The sequence below is a fragment of the Blochmannia endosymbiont of Camponotus sp. genome (assembly GCF_023586365.1).
Classification (GTDB): domain Bacteria; phylum Pseudomonadota; class Gammaproteobacteria; order Enterobacterales; family Enterobacteriaceae; genus Blochmanniella.
Map to the genome: position 1 here is coordinate 98507 of NZ_CP097759.1, position 22387 is coordinate 120893.

Annotated in this window: 17 protein-coding genes; 4 read left to right on the forward strand and 13 right to left on the reverse strand. The window is 28.5% G+C overall.

Annotated features, from left to right (window positions below; genetic code table 11):
• Positions 1–5: 5 nt before the first annotated feature.
• Positions 6–1559 (forward strand): TerC family protein, encoded by a 1554-nt coding sequence (locus tag M9407_RS00405; protein ID WP_250237213.1) that lies wholly within the window; start codon positions 6–8, stop codon positions 1557–1559.
• Positions 1560–1622: 63 nt separating this feature from the next.
• Here the strand turns inward: M9407_RS00405 and pabB are convergent, their stop codons facing one another.
• On the reverse strand, positions 1623–3011 hold the full coding sequence (gene pabB, locus M9407_RS00410) for an aminodeoxychorismate synthase component I (RefSeq protein ID WP_250237214.1): 1389 nt from the start codon (positions 3009–3011) through the stop codon (positions 1623–1625).
• 364 nt (positions 3012–3375) lie between these two features.
• Here pabB and tsaB point away from each other — a divergent pair, with 364 nt between their 5' ends.
• On the forward strand, positions 3376–4104 hold the full coding sequence (gene tsaB / locus M9407_RS00415; RefSeq protein WP_250237215.1) for a tRNA (adenosine(37)-N6)-threonylcarbamoyltransferase complex dimerization subunit type 1 TsaB: 729 nt from the start codon (positions 3376–3378) through the stop codon (positions 4102–4104).
• A 340-nt stretch (positions 4105–4444) separates the two neighbouring features.
• Here the strand turns inward: tsaB and minE are convergent, their stop codons facing one another.
• From minE to hns, 8 genes are all read right to left on the reverse strand, one after another.
• Positions 4445–4708 carry a cell division topological specificity factor MinE gene (gene minE / locus M9407_RS00420; protein WP_250237216.1) on the reverse strand — a complete coding sequence of 88 codons (264 nt, stop codon included), beginning with the start codon at positions 4706–4708 and terminating at the stop codon, positions 4445–4447.
• Between the two features lie 7 nt (positions 4709–4715).
• Entirely contained in the window at positions 4716–5528 is an 813-nt protein-coding gene (gene minD, locus M9407_RS00425; protein WP_250230891.1) for a septum site-determining protein MinD, read from the reverse strand.
• 25 nt (positions 5529–5553) lie between these two features.
• A complete protein-coding gene (gene minC / locus M9407_RS00430; RefSeq protein ID WP_284309715.1) occupies positions 5554–6234 on the reverse strand; it encodes a septum site-determining protein MinC in 681 nt (226 codons plus the stop codon).
• A gap of 691 nt (positions 6235–6925) precedes the next feature.
• Positions 6926–7453 carry a disulfide bond formation protein DsbB gene (dsbB, locus tag M9407_RS00435; RefSeq protein WP_250237217.1) on the reverse strand — a complete coding sequence of 176 codons (528 nt, stop codon included), beginning with the start codon at positions 7451–7453 and terminating at the stop codon, positions 6926–6928.
• Positions 7454–7966: 513 nt separating this feature from the next.
• Positions 7967–8968, reverse strand: a complete 1002-nt coding sequence (gene gap / locus M9407_RS00440) for a type I glyceraldehyde-3-phosphate dehydrogenase (RefSeq protein ID WP_250237218.1) — start codon at positions 8966–8968, stop codon at positions 7967–7969.
• A 345-nt stretch (positions 8969–9313) separates the two neighbouring features.
• On the reverse strand, positions 9314–11167 hold the full coding sequence (gene sppA / locus M9407_RS00445) for a signal peptide peptidase SppA (RefSeq protein WP_420022299.1): 1854 nt from the start codon (positions 11165–11167) through the stop codon (positions 9314–9316).
• A 227-nt stretch (positions 11168–11394) separates the two neighbouring features.
• On the reverse strand, positions 11395–12201 hold the full coding sequence (xthA, locus tag M9407_RS00450) for an exodeoxyribonuclease III (protein ID WP_250237220.1): 807 nt from the start codon (positions 12199–12201) through the stop codon (positions 11395–11397).
• A gap of 1958 nt (positions 12202–14159) precedes the next feature.
• Positions 14160–14570, reverse strand: a complete 411-nt coding sequence (hns, locus tag M9407_RS00455; RefSeq protein ID WP_250237221.1) for a histone-like nucleoid-structuring protein H-NS — start codon at positions 14568–14570, stop codon at positions 14160–14162.
• Between the two features lie 622 nt (positions 14571–15192).
• On the opposite strand from hns, the gene M9407_RS00460 reads away from it, so the two are divergent.
• A complete protein-coding gene (locus tag M9407_RS00460; protein ID WP_250237222.1) occupies positions 15193–15804 on the forward strand; it encodes a thymidine kinase in 612 nt (203 codons plus the stop codon).
• A gap of 458 nt (positions 15805–16262) precedes the next feature.
• On the opposite strand, the gene cls is transcribed toward M9407_RS00460, so the two are convergent.
• Positions 16263–17732, reverse strand: coding sequence for a cardiolipin synthase (gene cls, locus M9407_RS00465; RefSeq protein ID WP_250237223.1), 1470 nt, complete (start codon positions 17730–17732; stop codon positions 16263–16265).
• A 506-nt stretch (positions 17733–18238) separates the two neighbouring features.
• Between cls and M9407_RS00470 the strand changes: the two genes are divergently transcribed.
• Positions 18239–18970, forward strand: a complete 732-nt coding sequence (locus M9407_RS00470; RefSeq protein WP_250237224.1) for a TonB family protein — start codon at positions 18239–18241, stop codon at positions 18968–18970.
• A gap of 172 nt (positions 18971–19142) precedes the next feature.
• Here M9407_RS00470 and M9407_RS00475 read toward each other — a convergent pair whose 3' ends face one another.
• The 3 genes from M9407_RS00475 to trpB all read right to left on the reverse strand — a co-directional run bounded on the left by M9407_RS00475 (position 19143) and on the right by trpB (position 22346).
• A complete protein-coding gene (locus M9407_RS00475) occupies positions 19143–19880 on the reverse strand; it encodes a YciC family protein (RefSeq protein ID WP_250237225.1) in 738 nt (245 codons plus the stop codon).
• Between the two features lie 442 nt (positions 19881–20322).
• Positions 20323–21153 carry a tryptophan synthase subunit alpha gene (trpA, locus tag M9407_RS00480; protein WP_250237226.1) on the reverse strand — a complete coding sequence of 277 codons (831 nt, stop codon included), beginning with the start codon at positions 21151–21153 and terminating at the stop codon, positions 20323–20325.
• A 2-nt stretch (positions 21154–21155) separates the two neighbouring features.
• On the reverse strand, positions 21156–22346 hold the full coding sequence (gene trpB, locus M9407_RS00485; protein WP_250237227.1) for a tryptophan synthase subunit beta: 1191 nt from the start codon (positions 22344–22346) through the stop codon (positions 21156–21158).
• Positions 22347–22387: the final 41 nt, after the last annotated feature.

Genomic DNA, 22387 nt, shown 5'->3' on the forward strand with positions numbered 1-22387 from the left:
TTATCATGGAATTTTTAACAGACATATCAATGTGGATAGGATTCTTAACTTTAGTAATTTTAGAAATTGTACTTGGCGTCGATAATTTGGTTTTTATTGCTATTTTAACAGACAGACTTCCAAAAAAACAACGTGAACGTGCATGTATTATCGGGTTAACATTAGCATTAATAATGCGTATCGCATTATTATCTTTGATCTCATGGTTTGTTACTCTCACAAAACCATTGTGCAAGATTGCTACTTTTTCATTTTCTGGAAGAGATTTAATTTTATTATTTGGGGGTATTTTTCTTTTATTTAAAGCAACTACTGAATTACATCAACAACTAGAACATAAAGTACATAATCACACTAGTCGTGGATATGCTAGTTTTTGGGTAGTAGTAATACAAATTGTAGTTTTTGATGCTATTTTTTCTCTTGATGCAGTAATAACAGCTGTCGGTACAGTAGAGAATTTAACAATAATGATAATAGCAGTTGTTATAGCAGTAGTAATAATGTCGCTATCATCTCGTTTATTAACTAATTTCATTAATAGTCATCAAACTGTAGTAGTTTTATGTCTGAGTTTTTTATTAATTATTGGTTTGAGTTTAATTGCAGAGGGAATTGGATTTTATATACCAAAAGGTTATTTATATGTTGCTATTGGATTTTCGGTGTTAATTGAATTATTTAATCAAATTGCTCATTGTAATTCTATGAAGGGTCAATCAACTAAATCAATGCGTGAACGCACAGCAGAAGCAATTATGAGGTTAATGGGTAATACAGCTCAATGGAACTTTGATACAGAGAAAAATTCTTCAGTTCTTTTATCAAAAACACATTTTGCTGAAGAGGAGCGCCATATGATTACTGGAGTATTATCGTTAGCTTCACGCACCTTACGAAGTATAATGACTCCTCGAAATGAAATTTCGTGGTTAGATTCTCAAAAACCAGTGCAAGAGTTATATTCTACATTAATGAATACTCCTCATAATATGTTTCCAGTATGTAATGGTGAATTGGATCAATTAATAGGAATTGTTCGTGCTAAAGATTTAATGGCAGCTATTGCTAATGGAGAACGGTTAGAAACACATGCTTCAGAAAATTTGCCCATTGTAGTTCCAGAAACTTTGGATGTATTAAATTTATTGAAAGAATTGCGGCGTGCAAAAGGAAGTATGGTTGTTGTATCTAACGAATTTGGTATTATTCAAGGATTAATAACTCCTTTGGATGTATTAGAGGCTATAGCTGGTGAATTTCCTGATGAAGATGAAACACCAGAAATTGAAATAATTAATAATGGGACAGGTTGGTTAGCAAAAGGTAGTATGGATTTACATGCATTACAACAGGCATTACAGGCTTATGATTTGGTGCATGTTTGTGATCATGTAGCTTCTTTAGCTGGTTTGTTGTTATCCCGTTGCGACCGTATACCAAAAGAGGGCGATGTGTTAACAATTAATAGATGGCGTTTTATAATTCGAAAAATGATAGAGTATCGCATTGAATTAGTAGAAATAGAATGCCTTTTATTTTTTAATGATACACACTAATAAATAGTATTGTTAATATATACATATGTATATATAATATTAAAAATTGTTGATTTAAAGTAGTTATTTTAAATAAAATTTTTTTAGTAGCGGTAGTAATAAAGTAGAGACTTTGTCTTTCATTTCTTGATATTCTATTTCTTCATCGCTGTCGAAGATAATACCGCTCCCTACCGAACAAAATAGATGTTGTCTTTCAGCTAATATTGTTCTGATAGCAATACTGGTATCCATATTACCACAACAACTTAAGTATCCAATACTGCCAGACCAAACGTTCCGGCGTTGTGGTTCAAGTTGTTCAATTAATTGCATAACTTGAACCTTTGGGGCTCCAATTATAGATCCTCCTGGAAAACATGCACGTAATAAATCACAAGCAGAAAAATTATTAGACAGTTCTCCTGTAATGGTGCTGATCATATGATGCACCCCTGGAAATGATTGAATATCAAATAGTTTAGACACACGAATACTACCTGGAACAGCTACTTTTCCAATGTCATTTCTTAATAAGTCAACAATCATTAAATTTTCTGATTGATTTTTTGTAGATTCAGATAATTTAATAATTTGGTGATAATCATCTTGTACGTTTTTTAATCTAGGCAATGTACCTTTAATAGGTTGGGTTTTGATTTTTGTATTATGTAATCTCAGAAAACGTTCTGGAGATAAGCTGAGTATACTCAATTTGTTTGGTAGTCGAATAAAAGCCGAAAAAGGTGCGTGATTATAATGTAACAGGTAACGAAATGCTATCCATTCATCTCCTATATATGGAGCAAAGAAACGCTGAGAAAGACATACTTGGTAGCAATTTCCTGAAATTATATGTTTTTGGATAGTACGAAATTTTTGTGCATATTCGGATCGACTAATGTTACTTTTCCATGGTTGTATGAGATTAAATGATGTATTGGAAACATGATTGTTATATATATGTTGTTGTTTATATATCCAGGTTAATATTTGATTGGGATCATCATGAGTAACAAGATAATTTTTACAAAGTTTATGATCTGCAATGATCGCCCAGCGATACAAACCTATTGCCATATCTGGGAACGAAAGATCTTGTTCTGCTAATTTTGGAAGTGATTCAATACATCTTGCGAGATCATATCCAAATACACCTAAAAATCCACCTTGAAATGGTAATTGAAAATTATTTTCCGGTTTCATATTCATGATATGAATATATTTTTTTAATAAGATAAATGGATCTGTATTATTAATTTGATGATTTTTACCATAAGAAATTGTAGTGATATTTTTGTGCGTTATTAATGTTAGTGTTGGATCAGTAACTAATATATCAAAACGACTATCTGGGTGTTTATTATTATGACCAGAATACAATAACATAGACCATGGTGTGTTAGATAAAGGCTCAAAAAGATTCAGTATAGTTTGAGGATGATAGGGTAATTCTATAAGATGGATGCCCATGTAAAATAGATGTTTCCTGTATGATTTTAAAATATATATAATTATATATATTTTATTTGATCGTTATTACCTGTAGAAAATGAAGAATATTTAAAATTTATGCTGTTGCATGTATCGGATTTAATTATTGTATATGCATTTTATTTTAGAACACTTTAAAAATCACATGATTAATATATTTATACTACTGTGTTAAAATACTCGATTGTTATATCATCGGTATGATGAAAATATTAATATAATTTTTAGTTTTAATCATTGTAGTTTGTTTAATAAAATTTTATATTTTACTATAAGTATTACATATATCATGTAATATAGTTATAACTTTATTTTTATATAATCTCGTTTTTATTTGCGTGATATGGCCACTCGAATTTTAGCTTTCGATACTACCACTGAATTGTGTTCTGTTGCTATGATGATCGATCATAGCATATATGATCATAAAATTGTAGCCCCAAGGAGTCATTCAGAAAATATATTGCCTATGATTAATCAATTATTAATAGAAGTGGGTGTTACATTGCAATCCCTTGATTGCATTGTATTCAATAGAGGACCGGGTAGTTTTTCGGGGATACGTATTGGGATAAGTGTCGCACAAGGCTTAGCGTTAGGAGCAGATTTACCGTTAGTAGAGGTATCTGCTTTGGAAGTATTAGCGCAAGGGGCTTGGCGTATTTTTTCTGCTAAACAAGTTATATCTACTATTGATGCGCGTATGGGTGAGTTGTATTGGGCTTGTTACCATAGAATAAGTGATGATAGTTGTTGGATACGTAGCGATAATGAGTCTATTATAAGGCCGGAAATAATTATAAAAAAATTAATATATTCTAGTTTCCAAAAACTACAGGGCAACTGGGCGCTTGTAGGAACAGGTTGGAATAACTATCCAATGTTGAAGTGTATAAGAGTGCCTGGTGTGATTAGCTTAAAGAAGAGTATTATGTCGCCCGAAGCACAGGACATGTTGCCTTTAGGGATATGTAGTTGGAAAAATAAAATATTCATTCATCCAAATCAGGCGAAACCTGTTTATTTACGTAATGTAGTAGCTGTAAAGCCAGATGATATTCTAGTTTTGTAGTAATGCTGATCGATGACTAATAATATTTAGACGTCGTATATTTTAATATTTTTATGGTCAGTGTATATATATGTATTGTATTTTAGCATTGTAATATGGTTATGTATAGAATTGTTTTGTAACATTAAGGTATGGTTGTGTTTTTTACTGTAATTTGGATTTTTGCAGTAAAAGTGTTTATTGGATATTGACTAATAAAAATAAGGAGATATTACAATTTTGTTGTAATTTTATTTTGTTTTTATATGTTAATGTAATCTCTCTTATTCTGAGAGAACATTGTTATGTAAAATAGTATTGATGAATTTTTTAATTGTAAATTAGTATTAATTGTACGATTTTATTGTGTTTCTTCGTTAAAAAAAATTATCTTACATTTTAAAATAGATGTATTGTTGTCTTTTTTTTCTAATTGGATTGAAAGTATTTGAGGGTTATGTATGTATTTACTTGTTGTTTGGACTAAATCTTTTTTTAATTGAGGTAAATAATATGGAGTAAAATTATTTCTAATGTTATGTTCAGAAATAATTTCTTGTAATCTTTTTTTAGCGATGTCGGCCGGTGTTTTTTTTCTAAAAAAAAAGAAATTTACTAATACCATAATAGTATTATCTCTTGAAAAATCGTTTAAAAAAATTAATTTTTTTTTCCTTAATAAATCTAAAAGGACATGGGTTGCCTAATAAACGATCTACTGTATCTGAATAGGCTTGTCCTGCATGAGATTTTGAATTCAAAATAATTGGTTCACCTTGATTAGATGCTTTTAATACTGATTTATCTTCTGGTATAACGCCTAATAAAGGAATTCGTAATATCTCTATTACATCTTCTAAACTAAGCATATCCCCTCGTCGAACGCGGCTAGGATTATATCGAGTGAGTAATAGGTGTTCTTTGATTGTTTCTATACCATTTTCGGAACGTTTAGACTGAGATGCTAAAATACCCAGCATGCGATCCGAATCATGTACTGATGAAATTTCTGGATTGGTCGCGACAATTGCTTCGTCTGCAAAATATAGAGCTGTTAAAGCTCCGCTATCAATACCTGCAGGAGAATCACATATTATAAACTCAAAGTTCATTTTATTAAGATTATTTAATATTTCTTCTACTCCAGCCCGATTTAAAGAATTTTTATCACGTGTTTGTGAAGCAGGTAGAATATATAAATAATCAGTGTGTTTATCTTTAATTAATGCTTGGTGTAAAGTGGCTTCACCTTGAATAACATTAATAAAATCATACACTACTCTACGTTCGCATCCCATAACTAAATCAAGATTACGTAATCCAATATCGAAATCAATGACAGCGGTTTTTTTACCTTTACGTGCTAGTCCAGTAGCAAGAGCTGCGCTTGATGTTGTTTTACCTACTCCTCCTTTTCCTGAAGTAATAACTATTATTCGTGTCATAAACAAATCCTTATTGCAGGATACATTATAAATTTTGAATGATAAGCATGTCGTTTTTTAAACTGAGTCTTACCGATTTACCTGAAAATTCTTTTGGAATTTGATCGCTTAACCAATAACGCCCTCCAATAGATACTAGTTCAGGAGATAAATGAGTACAAAAAATTTGGGATTCTTTACTACCAGATGCACCGGCTAATGCTCTTCCTCTCATTGTACCATAAATATGGATATTTCCGTCGGCAATAATTTCAGCTCCAGCACTAACATTTGCAATAACAATTAGATCTCTGTTGCGAGCGTATATTTTTTGTCCAGAACGTATTGGTGTATTGATTAGTTGTGTTTTAGAGATTATTGGAATGTTTTTTTGTAAGCATTCTGAAAAATATTTATGTTTTACAGAGGTTCCTTGTGTAAGAATAGGTATTCCACTACGAATGATTATTTCTTTTAGTTTGTTATCATGACAACAACATACTCCAACTATAAATAATCCAGCATCGGATATTGTGCGATACAGAGCATCCCAATTATTACAATAATTAAGGTTACCAACGTTTACGACAACTGGGGTGTTTTTTAATAAAAAAAAGGGAGCTTTTTCTATTTTTTCTTCTAATGATCGACGAATCACTCCTATACACGTACTATAGACATGCATCACCAATAATGTAAAATTACTCCCTGTTATGCTAATGGACACATTGATCTTTCACAATTTAGATACACATGCATATGCTTATATGCAACATGATTATTTGTACGAATGTATATTTATTATGCATTTTATGAATATATATATATTAATTTTTAAATTATAGAATATTATTACGCCTATAGTAGAATAGGCGAAGCGGTAATACATCAATTAAAAATTAATTAATGATCATACATAGTTAAATAACTACTGCATTATAATGTATTTTATCGGTGTAGTAAATATGATATATTTAAAATTGTACGATATTAACGGTAATGGTTGTTTATTTTCATAAATTACCATACGGACTATATTCCTTGTGAACATGAGAGTAGGGATAATATATTGTAATAGCATATTGGTTAATATAATTTTAAAATTAGATATTAATGTATATATATATTTTATAAAAAATTTTAAAACCATAAGAAATACTGGCAATAATATTATTTCAGAGGGTGTATATTATAGAGTATTATGCACTTGAGTTGGTTTTTTAACAATATTTTTAAATAAATATATGTTAAAATCAATCAGTATATTTTGTATTGATTTTTTTTCAGTATGCACCCAATTAAGGTAATGGGTGGTTGCAACAAAGATCGATGATAATGTATATTTTGTGTTTTATGTATAAATAAGTGATATATGTGCTGAAATGTAAAAAAAAATGGGTATAAATTTTATTTACATTCTATTTATTATTATATTTTTGGAGATCAATAATTTGTGATAGTGATACGAGTATCGCTATCATTAAGTAATTAGCAAAAATTATAAGCATCCATTGAGATATTTCTAATGATAAAAAATACCATTTATATTCAGAGCAATCACCATCAGCATCAAACATACCAGGCCACCACTTATTTAAAGGTAACCAATGAGGAAATTGGACAAACAGATCACACGTGAGAAATGGGGATGGATGTAATTGAATATCAGTATATTCTTTAGCGAATAACAATCCTTTCCAGGCGCTGTATATCCAAATTGGGATAGAAAAAAATCTTAAAGGAGTAAACGACGGAGCAATTGCTCCAACCAATCCAGCAATCCCTATACCCCATAAAGCGCATCTTTGGTAAACACACAACACGCAAGGTTTTATTAAAACAATGTGTTGTAAATATAAGGCCATTAACTCTAAAATAACAACGGTGAATACTAATAAAATCCAGCTCTTTCTAGTTTTAGAGTAAATATTAAAAAAATGCAACATAAATAATTACCTAAAATTAAAACAATTCAAATTGATGTATTTTAATATTTTTTAAAAAATAAAAAATTTGATATCATCAAATCTGTTGTATATTAAAATTATTGTATATGATATGTGTATAATTATGTATACGTTTTAATTTTATTAAAACTATCAAATTAGAAACAATGAGACAAGTATAACAATTTAATTCACATTTATTTTCGGGAAATACCTTAGAATATTAATGTTTATAATTTTTTTCCAATGAAAGTTAATCGGATAAGTTTAGATTTATAGATATTGTAAATGATAATATTATACATTATACATAATATGTATTAATAGAATTTTTATAGTTCTCATATTTTATTAATCCTTATTTATATTTCAACTATCCCACTGATAAGAGATGTTCTTTGAGCTGTTGCCAAGATAACATCTCTTATTTGACAGTCATTAAATTATTTTTATTTGATTCTCATCATTCATTAGTTTATCTACGTAATAGATTAAAATATTTATTGGATAATATTATTTAAATTTTGAAATATATATACTTAAATCAATTACTTTGTCGGAGTAGCCTGTTTCATTATCATACCAGGATATTAGTTTAACAAAATGATTATTTAATAAGATGCTTGCTTGTGCATCGAAAATAGAGATCAATTTTTCTCCATTAAAATCGCTAGATACCACTTTTTCATCAGTATATCCTATAATTCCTTTTAAATTTCCGTAAGCAGCTTTTTTAATAACATCACAAATATCTTTATAAGAGGTGGATTTTTCTAAACGGACGGTAAAGTCAATAACAGAAACATTTGGAATGGGGACTCGGAATGATATTCCAGTTAATTTACCATCTAGCTCTTTAATAACTTTTCCTAATGCTCGTGTTGCTCCAGTAGAAGATGGAATAATATTTTGGTAGGCACCACGTCCACTTCTCCAATCATTATGTATTGGGGAATCGACAGTTTTTTGAGTAGCGGTGGCAGCATGAACAGTAGTCATTATACCTTCAATGATGCCAAAATTGTCATTAATAACTTTAGCTAATGGAGCTAAACAATTAGTAGTGCAAGACGCATTAGATATTATTTTTTCTCCGTTGTAGAGATGGTTATTAACTCCCATAACAAACATTGGTGTATCATCTTTTGATGGGGCTGTTAATACTACTTTACGGGCTCCAGCGAAGATATGTCCATAAGCTTTTTCTTCAGTTAAAAACATTCCTGTAGATTCAGTAACAACATCAATATCAAAATTTCCCCAATATAAGTTTTTTGGATCCTTTTTTGAAGTGTAGTGTACAACTTTATCATTAATGATTAAATGGTCGCCATGCACACTAATTGTCCCTTTAAATCGCCCATGAGTTGAATCATACTTCAACATATATGCGATATGTTCAATGTCGAGCAAATCATTAATGGCGACAACATCTGCATCTTTTCTGTCTTGCGCAGTTCTAAAAATAACGCGACCAATTCTACCAAATCCATTAATACCTATTTTAATAGCCATATATTATATGCTCCTGTTTTAATTGTCATTAAATGTTATGTTGTAAATTTTAAATGTGGGTATGAAATATTGTTTTATATATCAAGTCTTAATAATAATTATTTTAATAACTTCAAATTAATGTGCATGTTTGATGTTTCGATATTTCACTAATATGTATATATATTTAATTTTTTGATAGTTACGTGTATTTTATAATTTATTATGATTTAATGATATAAATAATATTTTTAGATTTTGTTTTTGTAGGTATTAAAGTTAAAAAAAATTTATTAATGCGATGCTTTATGATCAAATCATCATTTTATAATTCTATAAGTATGTAAATGTAATTTACATTATATATTATAATTGTTCTGAATAATTTAAATCAAGAGCATAGCAATTTTTTGGATCATTCCATGAAAATTGCAGGATGTTAGAGTTATTTATTTTTATATTATTATTAAAATTAGTTAATGAAACGTAATGATTAAATAAATTTATAATTATAGTCTGAATAACTTTATTAGCTTGTTGTATTAAAACATCCATCCAATTTAATTTATCTTCGTACCAATTAAGTTGATATTCTTTTAAGTGAGCTAATTCAATAGCTTTATTTATTGCGTCATCTAAATCTCCTATATTGTCAATTAATCCATTTTTTATTGCATCGTAACCAAGCCATACATGGCCTTGAGCAATTTTATGGATATCCTCTGTAGTTTTACAGCGATATTCAGCCACCGTGTTAATAAAATAATGATAGCTGGTATTTACATAAAGTTGCATCATGTTTATATATTCAGTGGGTAGTGGGGTAGTTATTGAAATATTTGATATAGGGGATGTATTTACTCCGTCACTATGAATACCGATGGTGTCAAGAGATTTTTCAAATGTATTAATAATACCAAATATACCGATAGAACCCGTAATAGTGCTGTTACTCGCAATAATAACATTGGCTGGCGTTGATATCCAATATCCACCAGATGCTGCTATGCTACCCATAGAAACCACTACTGGTTTGCCAGAATCTCTGACAGATATTAATTCTAATCTAATTAATTCAGAAGCATTCACGCTGCCACCGGGGCTATTGACGCGTACTACTATTGCTTTTATTTCAGGATCAAACCGAGCGCTGCGGATTTTATGAGCTATAGTATCACCGCCAATTGAACCTGGTATATCAGGTCCATCCACGATAGGACCATTAATACATATTATTGCTATTTGGTTGTTTTGTTTTATAGGAGCGACAAGATTATAATCATACATGCTAATGGCATTAAATGAAGTGCCTTGTTTATTAGATCCAAATATTTTTTTCATCGTATTTTCTATAACAGAATGGGATGCGATTTCGTCGATCCATTTGTTTTTTAGCGCATAAGCGGCAGTATCGCCTTGCATTTGATGCAATTCATTTAGTATATTGTTAATTCCTGGAAAAATTTCCTGTGTTGTCATGTTGCGATTAATAGATATTATTTTTAGATATTGATTCCATAAACAATTTATTAATTTTGTTTCTTCATGTCGTACATGATCAGACATTTGATCTTGAATAAATGGTTCAACGGCAGATTTGTACGTACCTACTCTAAAAATATGAGTATTAATTTTTAAATTATCTAATAGAGATTTATAATATAACTTGTTGGTAGAAATTCCTCGCAAATCTACAAATCCATGTGGTGTGAGATAAATTTTGTTGGCATAACTAGCGAGCAAATATTGCGATTGATTATAATAATCAGAAATAGCATAAATTGGTTTACCAGATTCTTTGAATTCACGTAATGCTTTACCAATATATTCTAATGATGTCTGATTGCTTCCATAAAAGTTTTTTAATGATAATATTAATCCAGTTATATGTGGATCATTTTTGGCTTGACGTAATATATTAATAATATCAAATAACGAGTTTTCTTTAGCATTTGATCTATTTGTATTTAATAAATGTTGACTGAATTTTTGAAATTTACTGTATGTCACTGGTTTATCTACAATAATGCCAGAAAGATCTAGAACTAACGCAGAGCACTTCGATAATGAGGTAGAAGAATCACGTAAATTTAAATATATTCCTACGCTAATCATAATGAAAATGATAAAAAATATATTTATTATTATTGTTCGTATTAGATATAATGCACGTATGCTATATCTAAGTATTTTATAAATGATTTTCCATATATTCTGAATGAACGCTTTTATTGTTAAAAACATTGTATAATATCCACATGAACTTTACATTTTCACACTTAAACCAAATTGGGTATCACGCAATGCGCATAAATTAAATGAAAATTATGAAACTTTTATGATTTTATTAATTTTACGTATATAAAATTAAAAATTTTCAGTGATATTATGTCATATCAGTAGTTAAGGTTTATATAAAATGGTTTTCCGTGTGAAGTAAGTATATATTAAATATCAAAATCTACCCATACTGGAGCATGATCGGACGGTCGCTGCATTCTACGAATATTATAGCTTATCTCACTATTTTTGCAAAGATTGGCTAGAGGACGAGTTGCCAATATCAAATCAATACGCAAACCATTATTTTTGTAAAACCCACGGGATCTATAGCTGAACCAGGAATAACGTTCATCATTTTGAGGGTGCATATTTCGGTATATATCTACCAACCCCCAGCTCATCAAACGATTGATCCATATTCTTTCCTCTGGCAAGAAAGAACATCGTCCTGATGCGATCCAATGTTTTTTATTTTTTTCACCAATACCAACATCAAAATCTGTAGGACTAATGTTCATGTCGCCCATAATCAGCAATAATGAATGACTTTGGTAGGTATGTTCTAGGTAGTTTTGAAAATTTTTATAAAATTTTTTTTTGTACGTAAATTTTTCTGGATGATTTTTATTTTCTCCTTGAGGAAAATAACCGTTAATAATAGTCAATGTTCCGATTGATGTCATAATATCAGCCATAATTATCCGTTTTTGAGATAAATTATCATCATCAGTCAGTCCGCGAGTAACAGTTAAAGGAATTTGACGTAGAAACAATGCAACACCATGATATTTTTTTTGACCATAATAATATACGTGATAACCATGTTGCAGTATTTCTTTTATAGGGAAAAAATCATCATGTACTTTAGTTTCTTGTAACCCAATTACATCAGGTTTCAATTGCAAGATAATTGCGTTTAATTGATGCATACGAGCACGTAATCCATTGATGTTAAAAGAAACAAATTTCATATTATGACGATCCGTATTTATTTCCGATGATAATTTATAGGTGTTATTAACTTAGTAAAATAAAAGCATTAACAATAATTAACTATTATACTTTGTAAGTATATGATAGCACATGTAAGTAAATACTATTTGTTACACCTATTTAATTATTAATCAGTTTAGTATATTTAATTTTTTAAAGATAATAGTTGGAACTTCAAAGCTGCAGGTCATTATATATGAATGTTTCTATATAATACAATGGATTAATAAATTAAAATATTTCTTGTGTTTTGAATAACCTGTTTAGGTATGGGTATATTTACGAGTGTGATAAGATCATGAGTATATTGAAATCAATTATTATGGTTCTAATTTTGTTATATGTTTATTGCTGGACGATCAATGAATTTAACTAGTAGTCGGAGATTACAATTATTATTGCAATAGTTTATAAAATGCGTTCTTTAATAATCTGTAGCTTTGTTCTAATTTTATGCAATAGAATATTTGCATATAATGGTTAATTATTTAAACTAAAATCATGTTAATTTAGAATGGGTTTGTTATCAATTTTTTTATAAGGTTGCTTAAGAATAATTAAAAAATAATTTAACGTATTTGAAATAGTATTTCAAAAAAAATTAAATTTATAGCTTTTTCCAAAAACTTATTTTGATCCTCTTATCAGGGAAGTGGTCTTATATAAGATAGATGTATTAAATAATATTATGGAATACCCATGATTTTTGTATAAATTTATTTTTTTCAGTAATGTAAAATTCTGTTGAAACAATTGAAAATTTATGTATTGCATAATTGCAAATCAAGTCTATGGTTTTAAATAGTTGTTAATATGTTTTATGTTGATGCTATAGTAATGCCGACAGGTGTGTTGTGTCTTTTATATGCAAGTAGGATATGCCATAAAAATTTATAATCACAAAAATTTTAAAAAATATGTTCGAGTGGTATCATTGAATGTTAGTGAGTATAATGATTTTATAATTTGAATTTTTATTGACATATATATAACAAGTATAGTGATCTTCCGAATGTACATGATACTAGGATATTGTTAATATTTATAATATTATAAAATTTTTTCTATTAAGCATTTAAAACATATATTATTTGGTACAATAAACTACAATATTATATTAAATTACAATATATTATGATGTGATGCTGGGGTTTTTATTTTTAATTATTTTAGCAACTCCAAAAACAGTATAGATCATAAGTATATGTACTTTTTGGTACGTGTTTATAGGTATGCATTTTTTAATGAAGAATTAATTTTTAATAAATTGTCCATGAAATAAATTACCATCTAATATTTTAAGTTCAGAGGGTATGAAGGCAATAATAACTGCCATTTATATAAGTAACCATGTTTAATAATCGTGATATTTATTCTAATGAAATTTTCAATTTTACAGTCGATGTCAATATAGTTGTTGTTATTTTTTAAGATTTATATTTTTTATATGAATATAAAATACCAGTAAGTATAGCTTATTGGTTATAATTGATGTTGTAGACTATACATAAAATATACAGAGATATTTTGAAATACAATTAAATAGATGCATTTATATGTATGCAAAATATTACAATAATTTAATACAGTAATAATTTGTTCGGGTAATAATGGGTTTAAATTGGAGATGGATATTATTAAAATTACTGCAAATTTATTTACTTTTACTAAACGGAGTAGTAACGGAGAACTAGAATTTATAAAAAACAAATAAATATACAATAGATTTATTAATCTAGTTAAATATATTTGTGTTTTATAAAAAGTAATTATGATTGTTATATGTGATACTATGGAATTTATAATGTTAATTTAAATGATCGTAAACAGTGTCATATTAAATTATGCATATGATGATCACGGACAAAGAGCTTGAAAATATTATCCAGAATCTCTTTGTTTAAGATGAAATAAATAAGCATTATTTATGTATTAATTATAGTAGAAAATCTTCTAATGTTTTCTTTTTTTCATCGATAGCTTTTTTGATAATTGAGGGAGTACGCCCTTGTCCGGTCCAAGTTTTAATTTCGCCATATTTGTTAATGTATTGATACTTTGCTGGGCGAGCTGCACGTTTATTTTTGTGAAAAAGTTTAGTATTAGAACTTATATTTTGTAATAGTTCATTAGGATCTATTCCGTCAGCTATGAGCATATCGCGATATTGTTGTAATTTTCGAGAATGTTTTTCTATTTCAGCTTGAGCTTGATTATTTTCTTCTCGGCGTTCATTAACAACTACTTCTAATTTTTCTAACATTTCTTCTAAGGTATCAAGGGTGCACGCTTTAGCTTGCGCTCGTAAAGTGCGTATATTATTAAGAGCTTTTAGTGTGTCGTTCATCGAATTAATCTCAAAATGTGATAAATAACAGTCTATTATAAGGATAGAGCGCTAATTTATTTTCCGCAAGACCTAGGATGTTTAATTTATCAATAATCTTATTATATTTTGTGTTAATTGATAATTATATATATAGTGCCATAAGTATCAGTGAGTATGATTTATATTTTTCCTATTAAAAATATTTAATTAATTTTAATTAAATGGATTTATGTATTATTTATAATAATATTTAATATTATTTAATGTTTAAGTATTGTTGATTCAAATTAGAAATTATTTATTTACTTATAAAATTTTTGAATATAAATAATATCTTTTTATTAATTTAAATGATTTTTTTGTAAATATATAGATTGTATGTTAAGTGTAGACTGTTTTATTTACCTGAATCGTTATTTTTAATATAAAATAAAAAATAGTGTTATATGATATTGTAAAAGTGTTTATCTCGGATAAAATAAAAAAATTTGTTTTATTACACATTAATTTAGTACATAAAAATAAATGTTTTTTATAAGTTTATATATTAAATAATTTTTAAACCTAATATTATCATAATTTAAATTATATTTATGTTGTTAGTAGTAAAATACTATAAGTCGAATAGGGTGTTAGCTGTATGGCACAATTATATTTTTATTATTCTGCAATGAATGCTGGAAAAACTACCGCATTATTACAGTCTTCTTATAATTATCAAGAACGAGGAATGCACACGGTGTTATATACTGCTGACATGAATTCTCGAGATAATAGATATAAACAAATTAAATCTCGTATTGGATTATATGCTTCTGCCAGAGCGTTTAACATTAAAACTAATTTTTTTGATCAAATAGTAACTGTACATCAAAAAGATATCATACATTGTGTGTTAGTGGATGAGTGTCATTTTCTCAATCGTAATCAAGTGATTGATTTAAGCAAAATAGTTGATATGTTAAATATTCCAGTGCTATGTTATGGACTACGTACCGATTTTAGAGCTGATTTATTTTCAGGTAGTCTATGGTTATTAGCATGGGCAGATAAATTAATCGAATTAAAAACTATTTGTTATTGTGGACGAAAAGCTAATAGAGTTCTTAGAATTGATGATCAAGGTTTAGTAATTCGAGATGGAAATCAAATACTGGTTGGTGGTAATAATCGTTATATTTCAGTGTGTCGTAAACATTTTGTAGAACAATTAGAGTCACCATTATCTTTAATAAAACACACATATATATAAATAGATAATAGTTTATTGAAGTTATGCGTATGTTACTTTCTTTTAAATAAGATGCATTTTTATATATAATAAATTTTTTATATTTAAGTTTTATATTGATATACAATATTATTGTATTTTGGATTTATTTTTATCAATCATATGGATTTGATTTATATTTTATATATCACAATTTTCAGTTACATGTAATAATGATAAAATACTGTGCAATGTCGTCATGAACTTGACGTCAGGTGTTAGATATATTATATGGAATATATTTTTTATTTTAAACGTCTATAAGAATTTTATTCTTATGTAAATCAAATTGATATATGAGAATATGTTTAATTATGATAAAGGAACTTTACGGATATCTTAATTAAAATTAAGAGTATCTTGTTTAATGGATGTAGTATAGGGATGTGTTATATTTATTTTTGAGTTATTTTGTTGAAACTAAAAATTAAAAAAATTCCTTACAACAGAGGACTTAAGAAATAAAATAAACGCTCAACAATACGTTCCCAATAAGGGCGGTTGGCCCATTTTTGAGGGTCGATTATTTTAGAGTGTGCAATGTAGTTTTCATGTGTTTTTTCTAGTTCATTACTAAAATCTTTACTATCAATTACTAATGTGATTTCAAAGTTTAGCCATAAACTGCGTATATCTAGGTTTACGGTTCCTATTAGGCTTAATTGTTGATCGACTAATACACTTTTTACGTGTAGTAATCCATTTTGGAATTGATGTATTAAAACTCCGGCTTTTAATAATTCGCTAAAAAACGCTCTACTAGCCCAGTTTACTAATATAGAGTCGTTGTTTTGAGGAATAATAATATGTACTTCTACTCCCCGTTGTGCTGCTGTACAAATGGCATGTAATAAATCATCACTAGGTACCAAATATGGAGTAGTAATAATAAGCTTTTTACGTGCTTCATATAATGATATTAGTAGTGCTTGATGAATTATTCCCTCGGGGCATCCTGGTCCAGAGGGAATAATTTGAATAGTATGTCCTGTTGATATTAGTTTATGATCTGTTACTATGTGAGTGTTGAATAACAATGGGGACAATACGTGTTGTCCTGTTTCAATTTCCCAATCAGAAGAAAATATTATGCTCATGGCTGAAGCGGCAGGCCCGTCTATACGCACCATAATGTCGATCCATTGTCCAATTCCTATGTTTTTTTTAAACAACTGTGGATCTACCATATTCATACTGCCAGTATAAGCAATATGATCATCAATTAATATCATTTTTCGGTGTTGTCGCAGATCCATACGACGTAAAAAGACGCGCAACAAATTAACATGTAGCGCTTCTACAATTTTCACTCCAGCTTGTCGCATTATATTAGGATATGAACTATTGAAAAAATTGGCGCATCCGGCTGAATCTAATATAATTCGACATCGGACGCCTCTTTTAGCTGCTATAATTAATTTTTTTATAACATGATCTACTAATCCCCCGGATTCCCAAATATAAAATACCATATCAATGCTGTGTTGAGCTAATTCAATATCTTTAATTAAAGATATGATGGTATCGTCAGTTTTTTTAAATAACTGTATTTGATTACCCTTTAAAGCGCCTATTCCTTGACGATGTTCGCAAAGCTTAAATAATGAAGCAGCGATTACGCTGTGTTCAGTGGAAAATATATGTTTATAAGTTTTTAGTATTTGTATACGACGCATGGTAGATGACCATGCTATTTTACTTCTAGTAGATCGTTGTTTACCAAGGTTAGATTCTCCAAATAATAGATATGTAATGATACCTATTAAAGGCAAAACATAAATTACTAATAACCATGCCATAGACGATGGCACCGCTCGGCGTTTTATTAAAACTCGAAATGTAACTAGTACGATTAATAACCAATAACTACATAAGAAAATACAATTAAATATAGCATGAATCACAATCATGATTACATAAATCCTATTGAGTTGTTTATAGGATATCTTAAATAAAGACTATAGATTATTATTGAATATTTATTTTATGACAAATTTTATAATCGTACAAAAAGTGTAGATATATAATGATCAGATATTAATTTTTAAAATATATTAATTAATGTTAATTATTATTTGATAGTATCAATTTCATTGTTATATGCTATACATTATAAACAGTATATGATAAGCGCAAAGTACTTCTTATATTTTGAGCAAATAAATGAATTTGTGTATTCATTATATAAATTAGTAATTATTATGCGATGCAATACATATCATCGATTACTCATACTCGAATAGTATAAGTAATTAACGAAAAACTGATGTATGTGTTTAGTTAAATTATTTAATTTTAAACAATTAGAATTGATGCATAACTATTTGTTGTAGTATCTATCCATGTATTTAAAATATTAAGGAGAGTAATTTCAAATAATTCTTAGTATAAAGATAATAAAATATTCAAAATTATAATGAAATATGAGTTTTTTTTAAAAAAAATAAAAGATTTGGTTATAGATCTGTTCCAACGTATTTGGCGCAAATTGCATATGTCAATTTATTTTTATTGTTTTGTGTCATGTGTAGTACATGCATTTGTGATGTATGTATTATTATATCATTGTTATTATTTTATCAATCAGTCTATTTGCGCGCAAAGATCTAAGATCATTACATTGTCATTACTGCAAACTAGTCAACTTTTTCATGAATCATTAGAAAAAAAACAGTTATCGAACACACTTAAAACATGTCATAAGCAACAAAATTCAAAATCTATAATTCGGTCAGAAAAAAAAAATTTAGATAGTTCTAAATATAAATTAAATGCTTATAAAAATGTTCCTTTGGTTGAAAAAAATAATGTTAATATTGGAGAACCTACAACACATTCTGTGCATTTGTCTAAAAAACCTCATGATAGGCCACATATATCTTCTTGTATAATTAATCGTGTATATCCTGAATATCCTAATAGAGCGAGAATATTGAATATAGAAGGCAAAATTATTGTACAATATGATGTAAATACTAAAGGCAAAGTTGATAACATATGCATATTATCAGCGGTTCCTCCTGGTATATTTGAAGAAAGTATTAGATCAGCTATGCGTCGTTGGGTATATGAGAGCAATAAACCAGAAAAAAAATTGATTATTATTTTCAAATTTTGTTTAAATTCTGTAAAAATGTTTGGTAATTAATATTATACATGGTTATTTTAATAAATTGATTTTTCAAATTTATGTAAAATTAATGCTTTTAATCAATTGAATAATTACGATTTCGCGTTGTAATGCATATAGTTTCTTATTTTATATTAGTTATTTTTTTAATATAAATATAAATAAAAAATTTTTAAGAAAATTAATAATTTCATATTGTTCTGATAATCATATATAAGCGATATAAATAAATTAAAATAATTACAGATAATATATTGTTCGTACTGTTTATTAAAATCTTAACAATGAAGATCCAAGAATGGAAATAGTGGATATATATTAGTATAAATATAGTTTTCATTAGAAACCATAATAGTATTGGCGGTGTAGTTAAATAAATGTTGCGATAGCTTACTTTGATACTAAGGCGTATAGCTTCCATAATAGATATATTATTAGTGGTAATTATAATCGGAGTTAAGCTGATTATAATGGTTAATAGAATACCCGGAACAATTGCTATCATTAAACCCAGTTGTATACACAATGTAGTGTAAAAAATTAATAGCAATAATTTTGGAAACATTGGTATCGCTGACTTAATAATATTTATTATATTGAAAGATTGGTTATTTTTATCGGTAGTAGATAAAACATGTAACATGGTTAGTATACTTCCGAATAAAAAAGTACTACTTAGAAGCTTAGAAATACTATTAGCGGCAGATAATTTTAATAAAATATACTGTTGATCTGATGATAACTCTTTGATTATGTCCTGTAAGCTCCTATTAATAAAATTATGCATAAATATGAGATCTTCTGTGTTTGGTAATAAAATATAATCTAAGCTAGCTTGCATTAATGTTGTAGCGAATATTAATGTCGTAATATTAATGTAATAGTTGCGAATAAAACATAATACGTCTTGAGATACTTTGATTATCATAATTTTTCCAAAAATATTTTTTTGAAAATAAAGATGTCATATTTCTTCGCAATTGAATTCGTGAAATATGATCAAATTATTTAATTTTAATTAAAATGTAATGTGATTCTATAAATAATTATATTCAATCTATTGTTTAGGGAATATTTGCATTTGGTAATTTTCTGATAATATTTATAGTTTATAATAAACTGAATATTTTTGCGTCAATGTATTGTCGATGTATTGTATGTGCGAGTATGTTTATAAATTTAACGCGTTTGCACATGGAGATTAATAAATATTGTAATAATATTTTGTATACCAAAGTAATATTAAATCTAATATAATGTACTTTGGCGTTTTTATAAAGGATTTGCGTACTAGTTTTGATGATTATAATATATAAACCATTCGGTTTTTTGTTAAAAATAAGAATATAATGACACCTATTATTGCTAATCTAATTTATGTTAGAACGCATGGATGTCTTCATAAGACGTACTAATTTCTCTATTTTCTTAAATGCTAGTTCTGTATTAGATATATTTTTTTCTATAATGCTTGCAATTTTAGAACCGGTAATGACCCCAGAAGTTCCTAACGATAACGATTCTTGAGCTTGAAGTGGTGTGTGTATTCCAAAACCTTGCAGTATAGGTAATTTCTTTTTTTGTTTTTGGATACATTTAATTATATTATATAATATAGTGTTATAAATTTTTTTTGTATTAATATCAATTCCAGTTACTCCAGGACGGGATAGTAAATAGATGTATCCATGTCCGAGAGTGGTAATATTATGGATTAATTCTTCGGTAGCATTAGGTGGGCAAATAAAGATATGGGCTATTTTATGTTGTGTAGCAGCATTATAAAACGGTAGACTTTCTTCTACAGGAAGATCAGGAATTAATATGGAATCTATATCTAGTTTTGAGCAACATGAATAGAAATTATTTATTCCATTTTTAAAGACTAAATTTGCATAGATTAGCAATCCGATGGGTAAATTTGGATATTTATTACGAATATTGTGTAGTATCATCACACAACGTGAAAAATTTATACCTGATTTGAAAGCACGTTCCATACTCTTTTGTATTATAGGTCCATCTGATATGGGATCAGAAAATGGTATTCCTAATTCTAGCGCATCGGAACCCGAAGACACTAATATATCGATGATATGCATAAAAGCAATAGGATTGGGATATCCTACGGCAATAAACGGAACAAATGCTCCTAATTTTTTCTGATTTAAATGTGTAAATAATTTTTCGTAACGATTCATTGTTATGTATCTCGTTTTTTTTTTAATGCATTACAAACTGTAGAAATGTCTTTATCTCCACGTCCAGACAAATTAACTACTAAAATTTGTGCTTTATTTGGTTGTTTTTGAATTATTTTTAGTGCATGAGCTAAAGCATGAGCAGATTCTAGAGCTGGAATAATTCCTTCATGAATAGATAATTTCTTAAAAGCTGTTATGGCTTCTGTATCATTAACAGATACGTACTGTACCCGGCCAGTATTTTTTAGATAAACATGCTCTGGACCGACAGATGGGAAATCAAGACCAGCGGAAACAGAATAAGAGTTTTTTACTTGTCCTTCCGAAGATTGTAAAATTAAACTTTTCATGCCGAAATAAATTCCTACACTTCCGTGTTGTAGAGCAGCGCCATGATATTCAGTGTCTATACCTAATCCTCCAGCTTCTACACCTAATAACTGTACTGATGGTATATCGATAAAATCGGAAAATATGCCAATAGCATTAGATCCGCCTCCTACGCAAGCAATAATTGCATCTGGTAAGCATTGCTCATATTTTTGTATTTGTTTGTGTGTTTCTTTTCCAATAATACGTTGAAATTCTCTAACGATTGTGGGGAAAGGATGAGGCCCGGCAGCTGTACCAAGCATATAATGAGTATATTCATAAGTTTTTGACCATTCACGCATGGCTTCGTTACAAGCATCTTTTAAAGTTTCAGATCCACGATGTACTGGAATAACTTTTGTGCCCATTAATTGCATTCTCAAAACATTGAGTTTTTGACGTTTTATATCTTTAGATCCCATATAAATACGACATTTCAATCCTAAAAGAGATGCTGCAATGGAGACGGCAACTCCATGTTGTCCGGCACCAGTTTCAGCGATTATTTCTGTTTTAGACATACGCTTTGCTAGTAAAGCTTGTCCTAATACTTGGTTGGTTTTATGAGATCCTCCATGTAATAAGTCTTCACGTTTTAAATACAGTTTAGTGCGAGTTCCTTTTGTTAAATTTCTACATAATGTTAAAGGAGTAGGGCGACCGGCGTAGTGATTTAAAAGATATTTGAGTTCTGTTTGGAAAGAAGCATCATCTTGAGCCGATATAAACGCTTCTTCTAATTGAGTCAGCGCTGGTATTAGAATTTGTGGTACATACATACCTCCAAATTCTCCAAAATAAGATTTTAATTTTATCATATTGATTATTTTATTGTTTAATTATTTGGAATATATATTCC